General features: G+C 61.8%; 19 protein-coding genes. 6 read left to right on the top strand and 13 right to left on the bottom strand.

Going from position 1 to position 17364, the window contains the following annotated elements:
• Nucleotides 1-68: 68 nt before the first annotated feature.
• From O3306_RS08890 to O3306_RS08870, 5 genes are all read left to right on the top strand, one after another.
• Nucleotides 69-785, top strand: coding sequence for a helix-turn-helix domain-containing protein (locus O3306_RS08890; protein WP_334312346.1), 717 nt, complete (start codon nt 69-71; stop codon nt 783-785).
• Between the two features lie 179 nt (nt 786-964).
• Nucleotides 965-2320 (top strand): DUF6638 family protein, encoded by a 1356-nt coding sequence (locus O3306_RS08885; RefSeq protein ID WP_272005901.1) that lies wholly within the window; start codon nt 965-967, stop codon nt 2318-2320.
• Nucleotides 2321-2412: 92 nt separating this feature from the next.
• Entirely contained in the window at nt 2413-3327 is a 915-nt protein-coding gene (locus O3306_RS08880) for an MBL fold metallo-hydrolase (protein ID WP_272005900.1), read from the top strand.
• Nucleotides 3327-4268, top strand: coding sequence for an MBL fold metallo-hydrolase (locus O3306_RS08875; RefSeq protein WP_272005898.1), 942 nt, complete (start codon nt 3327-3329; stop codon nt 4266-4268). Before O3306_RS08880 ends, O3306_RS08875 begins: the two co-directional genes overlap by 1 nt.
• Before the next feature lie 192 nt (nt 4269-4460).
• A complete protein-coding gene (locus O3306_RS08870) occupies nt 4461-5504 on the top strand; it encodes a YeeE/YedE family protein (RefSeq protein WP_272005895.1) in 1044 nt (347 codons plus the stop codon).
• Here the strand turns inward: O3306_RS08870 and O3306_RS08865 are convergent.
• From O3306_RS08865 to O3306_RS08805, 13 genes are all read right to left on the bottom strand, one after another.
• Entirely contained in the window at nt 5485-6561 is a 1077-nt protein-coding gene (locus O3306_RS08865; protein WP_272005893.1) for a YeeE/YedE family protein, read from the bottom strand. The two genes, O3306_RS08870 and O3306_RS08865, sit on opposite strands and share 20 nt — an antisense overlap.
• A gap of 112 nt (nt 6562-6673) precedes the next feature.
• Nucleotides 6674-7105 carry a DUF302 domain-containing protein gene (locus tag O3306_RS08860; protein WP_272005889.1) on the bottom strand — a complete coding sequence of 144 codons (432 nt, stop codon included), beginning with the start codon at nt 7103-7105 and terminating at the stop codon, nt 6674-6676.
• 45 nt (nt 7106-7150) lie between these two features.
• Nucleotides 7151-8416, bottom strand: a complete 1266-nt coding sequence (locus O3306_RS08855; RefSeq protein WP_272005886.1) for an NAD(P)/FAD-dependent oxidoreductase — start codon at nt 8414-8416, stop codon at nt 7151-7153.
• A gap of 45 nt (nt 8417-8461) precedes the next feature.
• Nucleotides 8462-9166, bottom strand: a complete 705-nt coding sequence (locus tag O3306_RS08850; RefSeq protein ID WP_272005884.1) for a c-type cytochrome — start codon at nt 9164-9166, stop codon at nt 8462-8464.
• Between the two features lie 3 nt (nt 9167-9169).
• Nucleotides 9170-10207 carry a c-type cytochrome gene (locus O3306_RS08845; RefSeq protein WP_272005881.1) on the bottom strand — a complete coding sequence of 346 codons (1038 nt, stop codon included), beginning with the start codon at nt 10205-10207 and terminating at the stop codon, nt 9170-9172.
• Complete coding sequence (gene soxC, locus O3306_RS08840; protein WP_272005878.1) at nt 10191-11459, bottom strand: sulfite dehydrogenase; 1269 nt, start codon at nt 11457-11459, stop codon at nt 10191-10193. The genes O3306_RS08845 and soxC overlap by 17 nt, the downstream gene beginning before the upstream one ends.
• Nucleotides 11460-11485: 26 nt before the next feature.
• On the bottom strand, nt 11486-13183 hold the full coding sequence (soxB, locus tag O3306_RS08835) for a thiosulfohydrolase SoxB (protein WP_272005875.1): 1698 nt from the start codon (nt 13181-13183) through the stop codon (nt 11486-11488).
• 90 nt (nt 13184-13273) lie between these two features.
• A complete protein-coding gene (soxA, locus tag O3306_RS08830; RefSeq protein WP_272005873.1) occupies nt 13274-14128 on the bottom strand; it encodes a sulfur oxidation c-type cytochrome SoxA in 855 nt (284 codons plus the stop codon).
• 28 nt (nt 14129-14156) lie between these two features.
• Nucleotides 14157-14486 (bottom strand): thiosulfate oxidation carrier complex protein SoxZ, encoded by a 330-nt coding sequence (gene soxZ, locus O3306_RS08825; protein WP_272005870.1) that lies wholly within the window; start codon nt 14484-14486, stop codon nt 14157-14159.
• A gap of 22 nt (nt 14487-14508) precedes the next feature.
• Nucleotides 14509-14928, bottom strand: a complete 420-nt coding sequence (soxY, locus tag O3306_RS08820; protein ID WP_272005867.1) for a thiosulfate oxidation carrier protein SoxY — start codon at nt 14926-14928, stop codon at nt 14509-14511.
• Between the two features lie 40 nt (nt 14929-14968).
• A complete protein-coding gene (gene soxX / locus O3306_RS08815) occupies nt 14969-15442 on the bottom strand; it encodes a sulfur oxidation c-type cytochrome SoxX (protein WP_272005864.1) in 474 nt (157 codons plus the stop codon).
• 118 nt (nt 15443-15560) lie between these two features.
• Nucleotides 15561-16139, bottom strand: a complete 579-nt coding sequence (locus tag O3306_RS08810) for a thioredoxin family protein (protein WP_272005861.1) — start codon at nt 16137-16139, stop codon at nt 15561-15563.
• Nucleotides 16140-16153: 14 nt separating this feature from the next.
• Complete coding sequence (locus tag O3306_RS08805) at nt 16154-16891, bottom strand: cytochrome c biogenesis CcdA family protein (protein ID WP_272005859.1); 738 nt, start codon at nt 16889-16891, stop codon at nt 16154-16156.
• 79 nt (nt 16892-16970) lie between these two features.
• Between O3306_RS08805 and O3306_RS08800 the strand changes: the two genes are divergently transcribed.
• Nucleotides 16971-17342 carry a hypothetical protein gene (locus O3306_RS08800; protein WP_272005856.1) on the top strand — a complete coding sequence of 124 codons (372 nt, stop codon included), beginning with the start codon at nt 16971-16973 and terminating at the stop codon, nt 17340-17342.
• Nucleotides 17343-17364 lie beyond the last annotated feature (22 nt).

Below are 17364 nucleotides of genomic sequence, written 5' to 3'. Positions count from 1 at the left end.
CACTTCTGAGAGGAAATCATGGGATTGACAGTGCGCAAATTTTGGCTTGATAATTGTCAATCTGTGCAGTGCATGTGGGTGAGCCATTGGCCGAATCGTTTCAATCAGAAGTCCGCAAGCTGGACATTTTTTCCGCGATGGAAGAATCGTATTTTGATGATCTGATGCGCGCGGCCTACGTGCAGAACTTTCCACCACATGTTGAGCTGATCACCGAAGGCGATATCAGCGATTTCCTGCATATCGTGCTCGTCGGCACGGTCGAGCTGTTCTCGACCTGGAACAACCGCGAAACGTCGATGGCGATGGTGCGTCCGGTATCGACCTTTATTCTGGCTGCGACGATCCGCGAGGCGCCTTACCTGATGTCCGCACGAACGCTGGAGAAAAGCCGGATCGCCCTTATCCCGTCTCAGGATGTCCGCCGGGTTTTTGGCCAGGATGCGGCCTTTGCTCGTGCGATTGTCGGCGAACTGGCCAATTGCTACCGCGCCGTGGTCAAGAACACCAAGGACCTCAAGCTGCGCAGCTCGCTGGAACGGCTGGCCAATTACCTTTTGCGCGAACAGCGTCGTCAGGCCGGTGCGCCGCAGTTTGATCTGCCGTTTGAAAAGCGGCGATTGGCTTCGTTTCTCGGCATGACGCCGGAAAATCTCAGCCGGGCGTTCAAGGGGCTTCAGCCTTACGGGGTTGTCGTTGACGGCTCTCGCATGACCATAACCGATCAGGCGGATCTGGAATCCTTTGCCAAGCCCAGCCCGCTGATCGACGACCACCGCGCGTGACGCATCCGATCACGCCGGGTATCTTTCGCCCGCAGGCGGACATGCGCGGCCCACGCCCAAGCCGGATAGGATTTGTATCTGGAATCCACCGCGATTAAACTTGCCTTTGAAGGCACCACAGGACCAAACACACGCCGCCCGTCAGAATTTTCCCCTGCCAAGCTGGATGGATTGCCCCGATGAAACGTCTTGTCAAATCCGGCCTCATGTTCGGCAACCTGATCCACGTGTCCTCGCCGGCGCTGGTGGAGCGCTATAATCGCGCGCTTATGCATCTGACCGGGAAGAGCACTGCGTTGCCCGATTTCTACATCGACATTTCCGGCTACTCGCCCGAAATCGGTCATGAGCTGGGCGATCACCTCTATCTCAACCATGCAGGTGTGAACAGGCAGTTCATCCTGCTCAGCACCCAGCAGAAGACCGCGCCGCTGCTTGGGGCCAAGTTCTCGACCTCGCGCGGCATCCTGCGCCAGTTCATCGAAGAGAACGAGGCGGCGCTGTTTGCGCTGACCGCGCGCGATGCGGTGGCGGGCGAGCTGGTGAATTCGGTCTTTGATATGTCCACACCCGACCATCTCTTTGATCTGCGCCGGGTGCGCGTCGAGGCGGACACCACCGGTGGCGCCGTCCGGCAGGCGCAGAAGCTAAAGGCCAAGACCGACCGGTTTCTGAGCGAACAGGATGCATGGTTCGACGATGTGCTGATCGCGGAAATGATCGAGCTGGCAGGCGAGACCGGCGATGTGGTCCGTAACCCGGTGCAGTTGAAGGAAATGAGCTTTGACCAGCGCAATTTCTGGACCGCGCATTTTGGTGGCGTCTACCTCTTTCAGCAGATGGATCACCCGGCGCTGGTCACAAGCGGCGACAAGGATGCTCTGGGAGAGTTGCCGATTAAATATGTCTTCGACCTCGAAGACCGGAACAGGATCGCCAAATTCCTTGAATACAACGATCTGGCAGAGCCCGTGGTCAAGGCGCGCGGTGTAAATGCGGGATCGATCCTGCGTCAGAAGATGGATTTCATTCTGGTCGATGCGCTGGCTGGCGAGGGGGTTGATCTGGCAGGGCGCACCCGAGCCGAGATGCGGCGGCTGGCCAGCCGCCATGCGGCCCAATTGCCGGAAGAGTTCCATGCGCTTGCGGCACTGGTCAACTGGGTTGAAAATGATGGCCCCTGGCCGCGGATCGCGTCCGATCACCCGGCTTATTTCTACACGCTGCGTGCCGCCGACCACTCCGATGCGGACCTGATCAACATGCTGTTGTCCGAACTGTCACCAAAGGACATCCGCCAGCTCTTCATTTGTCACAAGCCGCTATTCTACCAGCTTTACGAGGGCTGGCCCGAGGCCAAGAAGGCTTATGTGATCGAATTCCTGACGCGCGAATACCAGATCGACAAGGCCGGGGCGCGCGAGGCCCTGTTCGGCCACGAACCCGAGATGGCCGAACCGCAGGTGTCGAAATCCAAAGCCTCGAAATCCAAGGCCCCGAAACCCCGGCGAAGGGTGAAAGGCCCGTGGGGCTGAGGCGTTTTTGCGCTCGGTGCAAACTTCGCCTTGCCAAACATGGTGTCTGGGTCGCAATATATTCATGATATTGAATGGGAGTGGAGCATATCATGATTACGCGCCGACAGATGATTGCCGGGATGGGGGCCGCGGTGCTCGCCGGGCAGGGTGGTCGCGCCGTCGCGGGCGTGCGCCATGATATAGGCGCCATGCGCCTGACATCGCTCAGCGACGGGCATCTGGTGCTGCCGGGCAGTTTTTTCTTCGACGGGTTGCCGCAGGACGAGGTCGGCGAGATCCTTGCGCGCCACGGTCTTTCACCCGATGAACTCCAGCCGCCCTGCAACGTCACGCTGTTGCAGGACGCGGACCGCACCGTGCTGTTTGACGCAGGTGCAGGGGCGGGGTTCATGCCCAGTGCCGGTACGCTGGCGGACAGCCTCGATGCCGTGGGGGTTGCGCCAGAGGATGTAACGCACGTGGTCTTTACCCACGGCCACCCCGATCACCTCTGGGGGGTGCTGGACGATTTCGATGACCTGATGTTCCCCGAGGCAACCTATATGATGGGGGCCGCTGAATGGGACTATTGGCGCGACCCGGCGACGGTGGACAGCATCGACGCGGCACGGGCGGGTTTCGCGGTCGGCGCGCTGCGCAGGCTGGAGGCCATCGAGGACCGCATCCACTTGTTCCGCGACGGCGAAGAGGTTTTGCCCGGTGTCGCCGCCGTGGCCAGCTACGGGCACACGCCCGGGCATATGGCGTTCGAATTGCGTGCGGGCACTGACGCGCTGCTGATCGGCGGTGATGCCATCGGCAACCACCACGTTGCCTTTGCCCGCCCCGACTGGCCCAGTGGTGCCGATCAGGACACCGCGCAGGGCGCGCAAACCCGCGCGCGGCTGCTGGACAAGCTGGCGCAGGAACAGATTGCGCTGATTGGTTTTCACCTGCCGGGCGGCGGGATCGGACGCGTGGAACGGGACGATGGCGCTTACCGATTTGTAACGGAGGAAATGTGATGCGTTGGTTTGCAATTTGGCTGTTTGCGGCGGGCATGGCCGCGGCGAGCGAGGATATCGCGGACAAATATCCCGGCTCGATGCTCTATGACAAACCGGTGGAGTTTATCCCCGGCGTATTCTCTGCCATCGGCGCCACGGCCCCGCCCACCTATGAAAATGCGGGGCACAACAACAATCTCAGCTTCATCATCACCGGTGACGGGGTGGTGGTGATCAATGGTGGCGCGGCCTACGGGCTGGCCAAGGCGCTGCACGACGAGATCAAGGCGCTGACGGATCAGCCGGTGAAACTGGTCTTTAACGAGAACGGGCAGGGGCACGCGATACTCGGCAACAGCTATTGGGCCGAACAGGGCGTGCCGATCGTCATGCATGTCGATGCGGCGCATGAGATCGCGGAATATGGCGGCACGATCCTGGACGGTATGAAGCGCTATAACCGCGATCAGGCGGAAGGCACCGAGATCGTGGCGCCGACCGAGACATTCGAGGACGAATACATCGTCGAGATGGGCGATTTCCGTATCGAGGCGCGGCATCTGGGCCCGGCGCACAGCCCCGGTGATATCGTCATCTGGCTGCCCCAGCAGAGCCTGGTGATTGCGGGTGACATGGCGTTTCACGAGCGCATGCTGCCGATCTTCCCCGACACCATCACCGCCGACTGGATCGAGACGTGGGACAATGAGTTCGAGCCACTGGGCGCCACCTATGTGATCCCCGGCCACGGCCACCCGACCAACATGGCACAGGTGCGCCGCTATACCCGCGATTACCTCGTCTACCTGCGGGCCAAGATAGGCGAGCATATCGACAATGGCGGCGATCTGACCGAGGCCTATTACGTCGATCAGTCGCCCTATGCGCATCTGGATACGTTCGAGGAGCTTGCGACCAAGAATGCCGGGCGCGTTTACGAACAGATGGAATGGGAATAGCGCAAAACAGGGTGATCTTTCAGCCCTGCGGGGCCGGGATGGCCTGATTATCTGGTTGCCTTGCTGATCGTGGATCAATTTCCCGATCTGGCCGCAAGGATCGGAAATTCATCCCCTGCGCGCCCCTTGACCCAGCGGCGCAGAGTCCGATTTAAGGCGGGACTGTCTCAAATCCCCGGGGGCGATTCCGCCATGCTTTTCGATCTTTACGACCTGCCTTTTGACGGCCAAGCCGCCCATCTCTATCTCGGGCTGGGCTTGGGCCTGCTTTTTGGCATTGCCGCGCAAATCAGCCGGTTCTGCCTGCGTCGCGGTCTTGTGGCCGGGCCGGATCGCGCCCCTGCGCTGGGCACATGGCTGACGGCGCTGGCCACGGCAATTGCCGTGACCAGTGCGGCGACATGGCTGGGCTGGGTTGACCTATCGGATCACCGCCTGATGACCACCGAACTGCCGCTATTGGCGATTGTCGTTGGTGGGCTCGCCTTTGGTATCGGCATGGTGCTGACCCGCGGCTGTGTCAGCCGCCTGACCGTGCTGGGCGGAACCGGCAACCTGCGGGCGCTGACCGTGTTGCTGATCTTTGCGCTGGTGGCGCACGCGACGCTCAAGGGCGTCTTTGCACCGCTGCGCGTGGCGCTGGGATCGGTCACGACAGAAACCGGCATCGCCTCGCTGGCGGAACTGCCGGGCGGATTGCTGACCTGGGCGGCGCTGGCCATCGCGGCCCTTGTTACCGCGATTGCGATGCTGCGGCCGCGTCCGCTGCATGCGGCGCTGGCCGTGGTGATCGGCCTGCTGGTGGGCCTTGGCTGGGTCGCGACCGGCTGGCTGCTGCTGGATGAATTCGACCCGCTGCCGGTGCAATCTCTGGCCTTCACGTCGACCTGGGCCGACAGCCTCTTCTGGACGGTCGCCTCCAGCTCGATCCCCGCCGGATTTGGCGTCGGTATGATCGGCGGCGTCTTTGGCGGTGCATTCCTGTCGGGGCTGTTGCGCCGCGAGTTGCGCTTCGCCAGTTTCGAGGATGCGCCGCAGACCCTGCGTTATGTGGCGGGCGGCGCGCTGATGGGCTTTGGCGGTGTTCTGGCCGGTGGCTGCACCGTCGGTGCCGGCCTCTCGGGCGTGTCGATGCTCAGCATTGCGGCAATCGTTGCGCTGGTGTCGATCACCAGCGGCGCGCTGCTGACGGACCGTGTCCTGGGCCGCTCACCGCTTATGCAACCGGCGGAGTGACCGGCGCGCTGCTGCCCGCACTGCCGATTGCGCGCTGGGTGATCATGGCGCCTGCCCACATGCAGGTGACCGCGACCCAAGCCGTCAGGGCAAAGACCGAACCGCCCGACATGCCCGCCCCCACGGCACAGCCCCCGGCCAACATACTGCCGAACCCCATCAGCACGGCCCCGATCAGGTAGCGCTCCATCGGGGTGTCCACACCAAACCGCTCGATGCGCGCCTCACCGGTTGCGAGCGCCATCAGGGCCGCCCCGGCAAATACTCCGGGCACCAGCCCGATGCCAAAGCTCAGTGGCAGCGCGCGGCTGTTCACCAGCCCCATCAACGTGTCTGCCGACGGGCCGGTGAATGTCACCGATGACAGCGGCACGACGCCGAACGAATTCTGCGCGACCGCATATGTCAGAGCCCAGCCCAGCCCGATGGCGCCGCCGACGCAGAGCGCGGCCACCATATGGCTGGTCCGCAGCCGGTGCCGCTGGCCCAGCCACAGCGAGATAATCAGCGCCAGCCCCGCGAAGATCGCCGCGATGGCCGGTGTCAGATGCAGCAGGACCAGCAGATCACGCCCCGCGCCGCCTTCGACCGTCCAGATACCGGCCAGTGTTTCGCGCAGCGGTGACAGCGCCCCGCGCAGGGACATCTGCGCCACGATGGTCAAAACCAGACCGGTTATGAGCGCCCGCAGGTTGCCGGTGGCCGACAGCACCAGCAGACGGCTGGCGCAGCCCCGCGCGAGGATCATGCCGCAGCCGAACATCAGCCCGCCGATGATCGCGCCCGAGAGGCTGCCTGTCGCGGCCAGTTGCCGCGATGCTGACGGATCGAACCATCCCGCGACCACCAGGCTCTGCACGCAGAGCACGCCCGCATTGAATGCGATCAGCCAGATCGCCAAGCGCGGCCCCAGCAGGCCTTGCGCCACCTCGACCGTCGCCGCCCGCAGACAGAAACGTGAATGCTGTGCGCCCGCGCCAAAAACCAGCCCGACCAGCGCGCCCGCCGCGGCCAGCACTGTGCCGTCGCCATAGCGGTCCAGTAGAGTCTCGATCATGGCGGCCTCCTTGGTCGCGCAGAACGCTGTAGGATACGCCCCGCGCAGGCGCCTTGATTTGGTGCAACCTGTTCGCGGGCCGCGCTGGCACGGCAGCCCGCGCAGGCGATGATTACTTCAGCGCGTCCTGCACGATCTCGTCCAAGAGGGCCTGAACCTGCTGCATCGGCCCCTCGGGATAAACCCGGTAGCCGATCATTACGGCCCCTTCACGTTCGGCGACAAAGATACCGTAGGGGCAATGGGCGATGTTCATCGGATCCGCCTCCATCACCTTGCGCGACAGTTGTGCCGAACAGAAGAGAAAGATATCGGCCTCGTCAAACAGCACCTTGTCGCTGCCTACATCGGCTGCGGTGCGGGCCAGCATCTCGCCCGTGTGGCTGACATGATCGATGACCAGCCCGCGCCCGATGATGGCACTTTCCACAACGAAAGCGGCATCGTCGAAACTGCCCGGATAGGGATAGGTCACGGCTTGGTCATTTGCCTGCGCCGGCAGGCTGGCAAGCGCGAAGAGCGCTGCAACACTCAGACGTTTCATTGAAATTCCCTTTCATTACTTGTTCGCAGATGCCCGCAGGCCCGGTCAGCCAAAAATATCGGCAGTGATGCCCGAGTACCAACCCACCGATTCCTCGTATGTGGCGCGGCGCGTTGCGTCGTCTTCGCCGGTCTGGCTGATGAACCCGTCGACCTTGGCGATCTTTTCTTCGGTCGGCTCATAGGTGGCGCCGACCTTGACGCCGTCATTGGTGTCGATCAGTGACCAGCAGGTGTTGGAATACTTCGCCGGGAAGACCCGCGATCCGGTCAGCGCGCCGCGCACCGCGTTGGCGCAGACCTTGGCCTGGCTGTTGGCCGAGAACCCTGATTTGGGCATGTCACCCTGCTGGGCCGAGTCGCCCAGCACATAGATGTCCGGGTTCGCGCGACTGCTCATGTCGGTGGGGTTGACCGGGGCCCAGTTCCCATCGGTCACACCGGCGATTTCCGCGATGCGTCCGGCCTTTTGTGCCGGGATCACGTTGCAGACATCCACCTGTGTTATCTCGCCGTCGATCGTCACGGTCATGGCGCGCGGATCGACCGAGACATTGCCGCCGCCGAATTCCGGGCCGATCCAGTCGATCATGCCGGCATAGTGATCGGCCCAGCCTTCCTGGAACAGCGCCATCTTGGAGAATTTCTCCTTAGGGTCGGCGATGATGATCTTGGCGGTCGGGTTGGTCTTTTGCAGGGTGTGGGCGACCATCGAGACCCGTTCATAGGGGCCAGGCGGGCAGCGGAACGGGTTGGGCGGGGCGACCATGGCGAAAGTCCCGCCTTCGCGCATGGCCATGATCTGCGCCTTGAGCAGTTCGGTCTGCGATCCGGCCTTGTATGCGTGCGGCATGGCGTTCTGGGCTGCGATGCTCCAGCCGGGCACTGAATCGTCGATGAAGTCGATGCCGGGGCTGATGATCAGCTTGTCATAGGGCAGCACATCGCCGCCCGCGAGGGTCACGTTGCTGGCCTCGGCATTCACGTCGATGGCCCAGTCATGCACCACGTTGACACCGCCCATTGCGAGCGCGCCGTAGGTGTGCGCCAGTTCGTCCATCTCCTTGAACCCGCCCAGATAGAGGTTCGAGAAAAAGCAGGTGAAGTAGGTGCGCGAAGGTTCAACCAGCGTGACATCTATCTTGCCCTCGCTGTCCTTGGCGATATAGCGCGCCGCCGTGGCGCCGCCTGGGCCGCCGCCGATCACCACGACACGCGGTTTTTCGTGTCCGGCCGCCAGCAGGGAAGGCGATTTGAGGGCAGCGGCCGCTGCCACGCTGCCGCCCAGGAATGTGCGTCTGTTGAATGTCATCGTCTTTCCTCCCGCAGTAATTTCACGTTTCAGTTTCAGACTGACTCAATCGATATTTCCGAAATAGGCCGCCAGCGCCGCGATCTCTTCGGCAGAGAGCCGTCCGGCCATCATCTGCATCACCGGATGCGGGCGCAGTTTCGATTTATAGGCGTGCATCGCGACGACAAAATCCTCCGCGGGCCAGTGAGTGATCGACGGAATGCCCGTCGCACTGCCGTCGGCGCGATGGCAGGTCAGGCATTCGGTCGCCAGATATTCGCCGTATTCCGCGTCTCCTTCCAGCGCCAGGATCGCGGGATCAAGATCGTGATCGGTGGGCCGGGCAGTCGGTTCTGCCTCGGGGATGTCTGCGGGGCTGTCCGAATGGCGTCGCAGATAGGCCAGCAGATCGGCGCGGTCCTGCGCGTCCTTCATGCCACGGTAGCTCATTCGGGTTTTCGAGACCAGCGCCCGCGGGTTTTCGATATAGGCATCCAGCGTTTCGGCCGTCCAGACCAGCCCGTCCATGCCCGCGCGGGTCATGGATGCGGAATAGGCGAAACCGCCCTGTGTGCCCGCGCGTCGCCCGAATATCCCGTTCAGATGCGGGCCGATCCGGTCCCGGGCGCCATCCCCGACCATGTGGCAGCCTTTGCATTGCTCAAACAATGCCGCACCCTTTTCAGCATCGCCCAAACCTTCTGCCGCACCGGAACTGGCGGCCAGAATTGCCGCCAGAACCAGTGGGTAGGGCCGGAATGGGCGCATCAACTACTCCGTGAAGGTTGAAAGATAGGCGTTGATCGCCTCCAGGTCAGCATCCTTGCGAAGTCCGTTAAAGGACATCTTGGTGCCCTTGAGGTATTTTTTTGGCGACGCGAGAAACGCCGTCAATTCCTCTGGTGTCCAGACCAACCCTTGTTCGGCGCGCTCCAGCAGCGGGGTCGAGTAGCGGAACCCTTCGACCGAACCTGCCGCACGCCCGACAATGCCGTTCAGATGCGGGCCGACGCGGTTTTTCGCTTTCTCGCCGACCTGGTGGCAGGCCTTGCACTTGCGGAACACCTTTTCGCCCTGTGCCACCAGTTCGGGGTCCGGAGCTGGTGCCGCTTCGGCAACCTCCTGCACGACGGCTTCTGCGGCCTCCTCGACCGGTTCGGCCGTCGCTGCGTCTTCCTCGGTCTGAGGGGTCACGTCCAGAACCCGGGCGCGCATGGTGATCTCCACCTCGTCCTTGCAATCCTGCATGCAGGGCTCGCCGGTAAATTTCGGATATTCGGTTTCGGCCCGGTCATCGATGATGAAGCCATCGGCATTGGGCATCTGCACGTCGCCGAAAGTCTCGTTCGACAGCACGAAATCGTCATCCACCAGATAGTTGGAATAGAGGATATAGGCGGTGATCGCATAGACTTCATCCGCCTCAAGGCTCTGGGCATCGCCAAAGGGCATCGACCGGTTGATGTAATCCCACGTGGTCGAAAGGTAGGGCCAGTAGCTGCCCACGGTCTTGACCGGATCGGGATCCGCCAGCGTCCCTTCACCACCGGCCAGCTTGGGCCAGTTGCCGACGCCTTCGGCGAAATCGCCGTGGCACGAGGCGCAGCGTTCGGCAAAGATTGCCTCGCCCGTGGCCACATCGCCCGATCCTGCAGGCAGCCCCGTGCCATCAGGGCGCACGTCAAGGTTCCATGCCGCGATCTCCTCGGGCAGGGCAGGGCGGCCAAGGCCGAAATCACCGGCCAGCGCGGGCGCAGAGATCAGGCATGTGGCGGCCAGCAGGGCAGCCGTTTCAAGATACTTCGACATTTTCTGCCTCCCCTGTTGTCCGAACCCACCATGTCTGAATGCCGTTATTGTGGTAGATGGAGTTCAGCCCGCGTACCTCGCGCAGCTGGTTCTTGGTCGGCTGGACATAGCCCGTGTCGTCCATCGCGCGGGCCTGCAGCAGCATTTCCGAGCCGTCCCAATCAATGTCCAGATAGAAGCGGCTCAGCGCCATCTTCTCGCCGGGCTTGGCCAGTCGCGCGATCTGCCATGACTTGCCACCATCGGTCGAGACATCGACGCGGGTGATTGCACCGCGCCCGGACCAGGCCAGGCCGCTGATCACCAGAGGGCCGGGGCCGTGGGTGATGGGCGATTGCGGGCTGGGCGAGGTGATGACCGATTTGGCATCCATCGCCCAGGTCCATTTGCGCGCCGTGCCATCCTCCAGCACGTCGGTGTATTTGCTGGTTTCCTCGCGGCTTTCCACGGGCGCGTCCGAGACTTCGATTCGGCGCAGCCACTTGATCCACATGTTGCCTTCCCAGCCGGGCACGACGAGGCGCACTGGATACCCGTGCTCTTTACGCAAAGCCTCGCCATTGGCTTTGAACGCAACGAGCACATCGTCCAAAGCTTTTTCCATCGGGATCGAACGCCCGTTCGAAGACGCATCAGCCCCCTCGACATAGACCCATTTGCCGGCGGTCTGATAGCCGACCTCCTGCAGCAGCGTGCGTAGCGGCACGCCGGTATATTCCATGTTGTGGATCATGCCGTGGGTGAACTGCGCCCCGTTCAGTTGTGCGCCTGCCCATTCCATGCCGGAATTGGCCGCGCATTCGCAGAAATAAACGTGGTTTTCGCGCGGGAACCGTTCCAGATCGGCATAGGTGAACACCAGTGGCGTATCGACCAGCCCGTTGATCATCAGGCGATAGTCTTCCTTTGCCAGCTCGATCGCGCCGGAATGATGCCGTTCGAAGGCGCAGCCCTGCGGGGTGATGGTGCCATCCAGCGCGTGGATCGGCGTGAAGTTGATAGAGCTGATCGTGTCGGCGGTCAGCCATTCGACGTTGCGGCGGATCACGTCGCTCTCGAACCGGATGGGAAGGCCGTAGGGCGTTTCATCGACGGGATCGCCAAAGCCCTGCGCCCAGGGCTGGACCTCGGTGATCAGTGGATCGGGGGTGGCTGCAGCGGCGCTGGTCGCTGCGGCCCCGACCCCGGCCGCCGCCGCGCCGCGCAAAAACGCGCGCCGCGTGGTGGGTTTGGGGGAAGAGGATTCTGTCATGGCTGATGCCTCCTTGTCCTGTGCATTTACAGTCCGGTGACCGTGACGCTGGTATTGGGATTGATGGTGACGGTGCCCAGCCGGGCGATGTGATCCTCGACCACGTCCCAGATCATCGGCCCCTCGGTGCCCTCGTTGACCGAGGCCCAGCCTGCGATCACGTAGCTCTTGGACGGATCAATCGCCTCGCCGGTTTTCAGCAGCGTGAGATCGGTGATCCGGCTGCCCTGCGGTTTCGATATGTCGATCCGGTAGCCCAGCCCGCCGGTGCGCACCATGTCGCCGCCCTGCTGATAATAGGGATCGGGGTTGAAGAGGTTGTCGGCCACGTCCTCCAGCACCACATGCAGGAATTCACCCGTCATTTCAGTGCGGTACGCTTGACCATAGGTCATAGAGGTGACGTTCCAGATATCCTCGCGGGTGATGTCCTGACCGGGCAGAATGCTCGGCCCCCAACGCACGCCGGGGCTAAGCGCGATATCCGCCTCGCGTTCCGACAGAAGGGCGTCACAGATCAGGTCGTCCCAAGTCCCGTTGAAATTGCCGCGCCGGTAGAGCAGGCTGCTCGTCTGGCCGATCACCTCTGACAGTTGGTCGGCAAAGGGAGCGCGCTGCGCGTCGATCAGCGCGGTCATCTCCGGATCGGGGGCGATCACGTCGGAAAAGATCGGGATCAGCTTGTGACGGAAACCCATCATGCGTCCGTCGCGCACGTCCAGATCCACGCGGCTGACGAATTTGCCGTTGCTGCCCGACGCTACGATGATCGTCTCGCCTACCAGCACCGGCTCTGGCAGCGCATCATGGGTGTGGCCGGACAGGATCACGTCGATGCCGGTCACGATACCGGCCATCTTCTTGTCCACGTCAAAGCCGTTATGGCTGAGCAGGACGACCAGTTCGGCGCCTTGGGCGCGCACCTCGTCCACCATCTCTTGCATATGTTCGTCGCGGATGCCGAAGGCGTATTCGGGGAACATCCAGCCGGGATTGGCAATCGGCATGTAGGGGAATGCCTGGCCGATCACGGCGATCTTGACGCCGCCGCGCTCGAAAAACTTGTAGGGCGGGAACAGCTCGGCCGGTTCGTCCCATTCTGCGTCGAATATGTTCTGACCAAGGGCCGCAAAGGGCAGCCCCTCGACCAGTTCATTGACGCGGTCAGAGCCCAGCGTGAATTCCCAGTGGAATGTCATCGCATCCGGTTTCAACGCGTTCATCACGTTGACCATATCCTGACCCTCAGTCTGGTAGCAGGTGTAGCTGCCATGCCATGTGTCGCCGCCATCCAGCAGCAGCGCGTCAGGGCGGTCCGCGCGGATCTGGTTGATCACGGTGGCAACGCGGTCCAGTCCGCCGACGCGGCCATATCCCTGCGCCAATGCCGTGAAATCCCCCGAAGAAAGCGCGTAATGCGCGGGGCTGCCATCGTCGATCCCGTAAAGGCGGCGGAAATCCGCGCCGGTCACATGCGGCACCTTACCTTTGTTGTCGCCAACGCCGATGTTGATCGACGGCTCGCGGAAATAGAGCGGCTTCAGCTGGGCGTGAATATCCGTGACGTGGATCAGTGACACATTCCCGAACGTGTCGAACCGGGTCAGTTGATCCTGCGTCAGTGCCTGTTGCGCAGCCAGACGGCCCCATTGACCGAAAGACGATGCGCCGAGGATCGCGCTTGCCGCCATGCCGGTCTGCAAAAAGTCACGCCGTGAGATCATCATAAGGCTCCCTCGCGCGATCACATGCGCGAAATTGAATGTTTAAGGTCAAAAAACACCCCGCACCGATCGCTCGGGCGGGGCGTTCGTTCAGTTGCGGATAGACGGCCCTTCGACCGACAGACCGTTGCCGCGCGACGCGACATAAAGCTCGAGCGCGATGAATTCTTCGCTGCCCGGGCTATAGGTCTCTGCGCGGGTATCACGGATGCAGCCTTTGAAGCGGGCATGCACCGCGTTGAGCTTGGTGTTTTTCAGCCGGTAGACCGGAAAGCCGTTGATCTGCCCCTGGCTGAGATGGTCGGCGCGGATCATGTTGCCGTAATTGTCTTCGTGGCAATTGGCGCAGCTCAGTTCCAGCTGACCATTACGGGTATAATACAGCTCTTTGCCCTTTTCCCAGGTGGACTGTACCGGGCCGTCGATCGCCACATTCACCGGCAGGCCGCGCGAGACAGAGGAAATCAGCGCGACCATGTTCTGCATGGTTCCGCCAGTGTATTTCCACTTCTCCGCACCCATGCGGTTTTCACGGCAATCGTTGATCTGCATCTCCAGCGTGCGAACCTCGCCCGCCGCCTCGTTCCACTTGGGATAGACAGCGCGCACACCGGCCATCGTATCAGGGGACTCGTGGCAAGAGGCACAGGATTTGTCCTCGGTGCCTTCGACCGTGTCCCAGGTATCCATCGCCTGTTCGACAAAGATCATGCCGGGATTGTCGAAATCATCCGCCTGCATCGCGCGGGTCTCGGTCCCGCGAAACAGCCAGCCCGACATCACCTCGTCCAGCGTGTCCGAAAGATGATCAGGCGCTGCGGTGCGCGTGACCATCTCGGTCTCTTCGTTGAGGATCAGCGTTGCATCCACCGGATCCGCCAGTGCGGGCGTTGCCGCCAGCACCAGCGCGCCGATTGCGCTCAGGGCCCTAGTCTTTTTTATCATTATCGTTCCTCCCATCGATGCCCGGCGTCTATTCGACGGCGATTTTCTTGGCCGTCTCGTAGACCGATCCGTCATCATCGTACCAGGTAAACTGGAATTCGCCGCTTTCCGGTACAGTCGCTTCAAACTCGAAGAACGGGTTGGTCGAAATTGCGGGCTCCATCTTGATATCCACGACATTCTCGCCGTTGAAATCGCAAGTAAAGCGGTTGATGATCGAACGCGGGATCGGGTTGCCGTCACCATCCTTGCGCTGACCGCTTTCCATCTTGTGGCTGATCAGCGTCTTGATCGTGATCGCCTCGCCGGCAGCGGCAGTCTTGGGGACTTTGACGCGGGGTTTTACACCTTTGGCCATTTCATGTTTCTCCTTGAACCTATCAGCCGCCGCAGCCGCCGATTGTGACCTTGACCGTGCTCGATGCGCGGGCGAACGACCCATCTGCAAGCTTGGCAATTGCGACAACGTCCTGCGTGCCCGCCAGACGGATGCGCGTGGAGGCCGATTGCGAAGCTGCGAGCGGGCCGAAATTAAAAGTGGCGACAGGCGGCGTCGGGTTGCCGAGCGCCAGCACCATGATAGCGGTGGCACCGGGGGCAGACACCTCGATCGGCACTGTGTTGCCGTTTTCGGCAATCTCGGGCGCAGTCAGGGTAACCCCCGTGCTGCCAATTTCCGCACCGCCGGTGAATGCCGCGATTTCTTCATCCCCGGCAGCGGCGGCGGCGGTCAGCGGCAGACCGGTGGCGACGATGGCCCCGGCACCGAGGATCATCGCGTTGCGTCGTGTCAGTTCCATGTTTTCATCTCCTGAACTTGAACCTTGTGTTGCAGGCCGGTCATTCCTTGAGCGTGCCCAGATAGGCCACGACGTTTTCGATCTGCTGTGCCGTCAAAAGCGGCCCGAACGTGTCATCGGCGGCCTTGCCGGTATAGGCCTTACCCGGACGGATAAAGCCTTCGGTCTTGTAGAAGGAAGGCATCATCGAGCCTTCGAACATCATCTTGGCGTTGGCCACGATGCCGCGCAGTTCGGCCTCGCTCCAGCGATCGCCGGCCCCGTCCAGCGGCGGGCCGATCTCGCCCTGGAAGGGCACCTCGGCCTGTTCGGATACCACGTGGCACGCCACGCAATTGCCCAACTTCTTGCTACCGACGATCTTGCGCCCTTCGGCAGCGTCGCCCGGGACGCCGGTCAGCGAAGTCGCCACCGCGCCATCTTCGAATTTGACCTGGCTCGGGGCGATCTCGCCAGCGGCAGACCCCCCGGCCGACAGCGCCAGCGCCATCGCAGCTAGAATGGATTTTCTCATGCGTCCTCCCGCAACACAATTTGTTGTCTTGTTTGTGAGCTACTCTAGGGCAGGGGGCGCGGCGCGATCAACTATAAATTCGCATTTTTGAATTTATCTTTCCCGGCCGCACCGGCGCTCAGTCGGTAGAGCCGTCGTTGCGTTCCTGTATGCGCCGCGCGTGGTAACGTTGGAAATCTTCTCCGTTATCAAGCTCGTAGCGCTTTTCATTCACCCATGTGAACATGTCCAGAGTTGTCCCCAGAGCGAAGGCGCCGGGCATCAGGGCGACTGCCGCCTCCGAGGCGCTCTGATCCTCTGCAACCTCTTCGGGCAGGAACAGGATCGATGGCGTGAACAGCAATCCCCATTTGCCCACGGCCTGTTTCTCGCTCAGAACCTCGCCGTCAAAATCCGTGACCTCCACATCGCCGTGAAGGTTCATCTGCACGACAAAGAAATTCTCGCGGATGTAGGAAGCGAGCACTTCCTGAGGGAAAACCTCCTTGTGCATCTTGGTGCAATAGACGCAGCCGCGTTGTTCCACCATGATGACCAGTCGCTTGCCTTCGGCATTTGCATCCGCCAGATCTTCGCGCAGGTCCTTGAACGTGTCGCGCATCCAGTCGGTCTTGTGCAGGCCATCGTCGCCGATTTCGACGGCAAAGGCGGGCAGCGCCAAGAGCGCGGCGGCAAGGAATGTGGCTAGTCGTTTCATCGATCCTCTCCTCATCAGATGCTCTGGAAGGCCGGGAACGTCTCCAGCATCCATTGCGCGATATAGTTAACACTGTCGGTGGCAATAAGAACTGCGAAAACGATCAGCAGCAGGCCCATCGCCTTTTCGACTAGGGGCAGGTGTTTGCGGAACCGCGCGGCAAAGCGCAGGAATGGCGCGATAAAGAGCGACGCGATCACGAAGGGCGCGGTCATCGCAGCACCAAAGACCAGCAACAGCCACAGCCCCTCCAGCGCGGTTGATTCGGTGCTGGCAGTGAAGATGACAGCGGTCAGCACCCCGCCCACACAGGGCGTCCAGCCTGCGGCAAAGGCAAAGCCCACCACATAGGCGCCCAGCACCGACATGCCCTTGGTTTCGCCCGCATCCAGTTGAAACACCCGGTTGAGAAAGCTGATATGCAGCACGCCCAGAAAATGCAGGCCCATGATAAAGACGATCAGTGCCGCCACTAGCCGGAATTCGGTCTGCACGCCGCGAAACGCCTGACTCAGCCCCCAGGCCGCAGCGCCCATCAGCACGAAAACGGTGATGATCCCCAGCGAGAACATGATCGACGCCAGAAACGCCCGCCGCTGCACGCCCGGCGCTAGCGCGCCGTCCTCGCTGATTTCTGACATCGACGCCCCGGCCATGTAGCTAAGGTAGAAAGGGACGATGGGCAGCACGCAGGGGGAGAAGAAGACGATCAGCCCGCCCAGAATGGCCCCGAAAAAACTGACGTCCAGCATCGTTATGCCTCCCGGGCGCTTGATCAAGGTACATATTCAAGTTATTATATATTTAACCGCAGCGTCAACAGGAGCCGAGATGAATTGGGCGCGAATGTCCGTTGTTGCCTGCGTATTGTCGCTGGGCGCGATATTGCCGCTCCGCGCGGCAGAGCTGATCATGGTCGAGCAGGCCGGGTGCCATTGGTGCGAACGCTGGGACGCCGAACTGTCTGATATCTATCCAAGAACGGCTGAGGGGCGCCGCGCGCCGCTGCGCCGGGTGGATCTGCGCGATCTGCCCGAAGATATCAACTTTACCTCGCGGCCGGTGTTCACGCCGACATTCGTTCTGGTCGAGGACGGGCAGGAACTGGGCCGCATGGAAGGCTATAACGGCGACGAGTTCTTCTGGTTTCTGCTGGGGCGTCTGCTGGACGCCCACAACATCGCCGCGGTGCCGGAGCAATGAGGCACCCGTGCGGCAATAGCCG

Origin of the sequence: Roseovarius sp. ZX-A-9, assembly GCF_028369135.1 — a bacterium.
GTDB lineage: Bacteria > Pseudomonadota > Alphaproteobacteria > Rhodobacterales > Rhodobacteraceae > Roseovarius.
The sequence above is the reverse complement of the archived record's forward strand: the minus strand, read 5'-3'. Positions and strand labels throughout refer to the sequence as shown.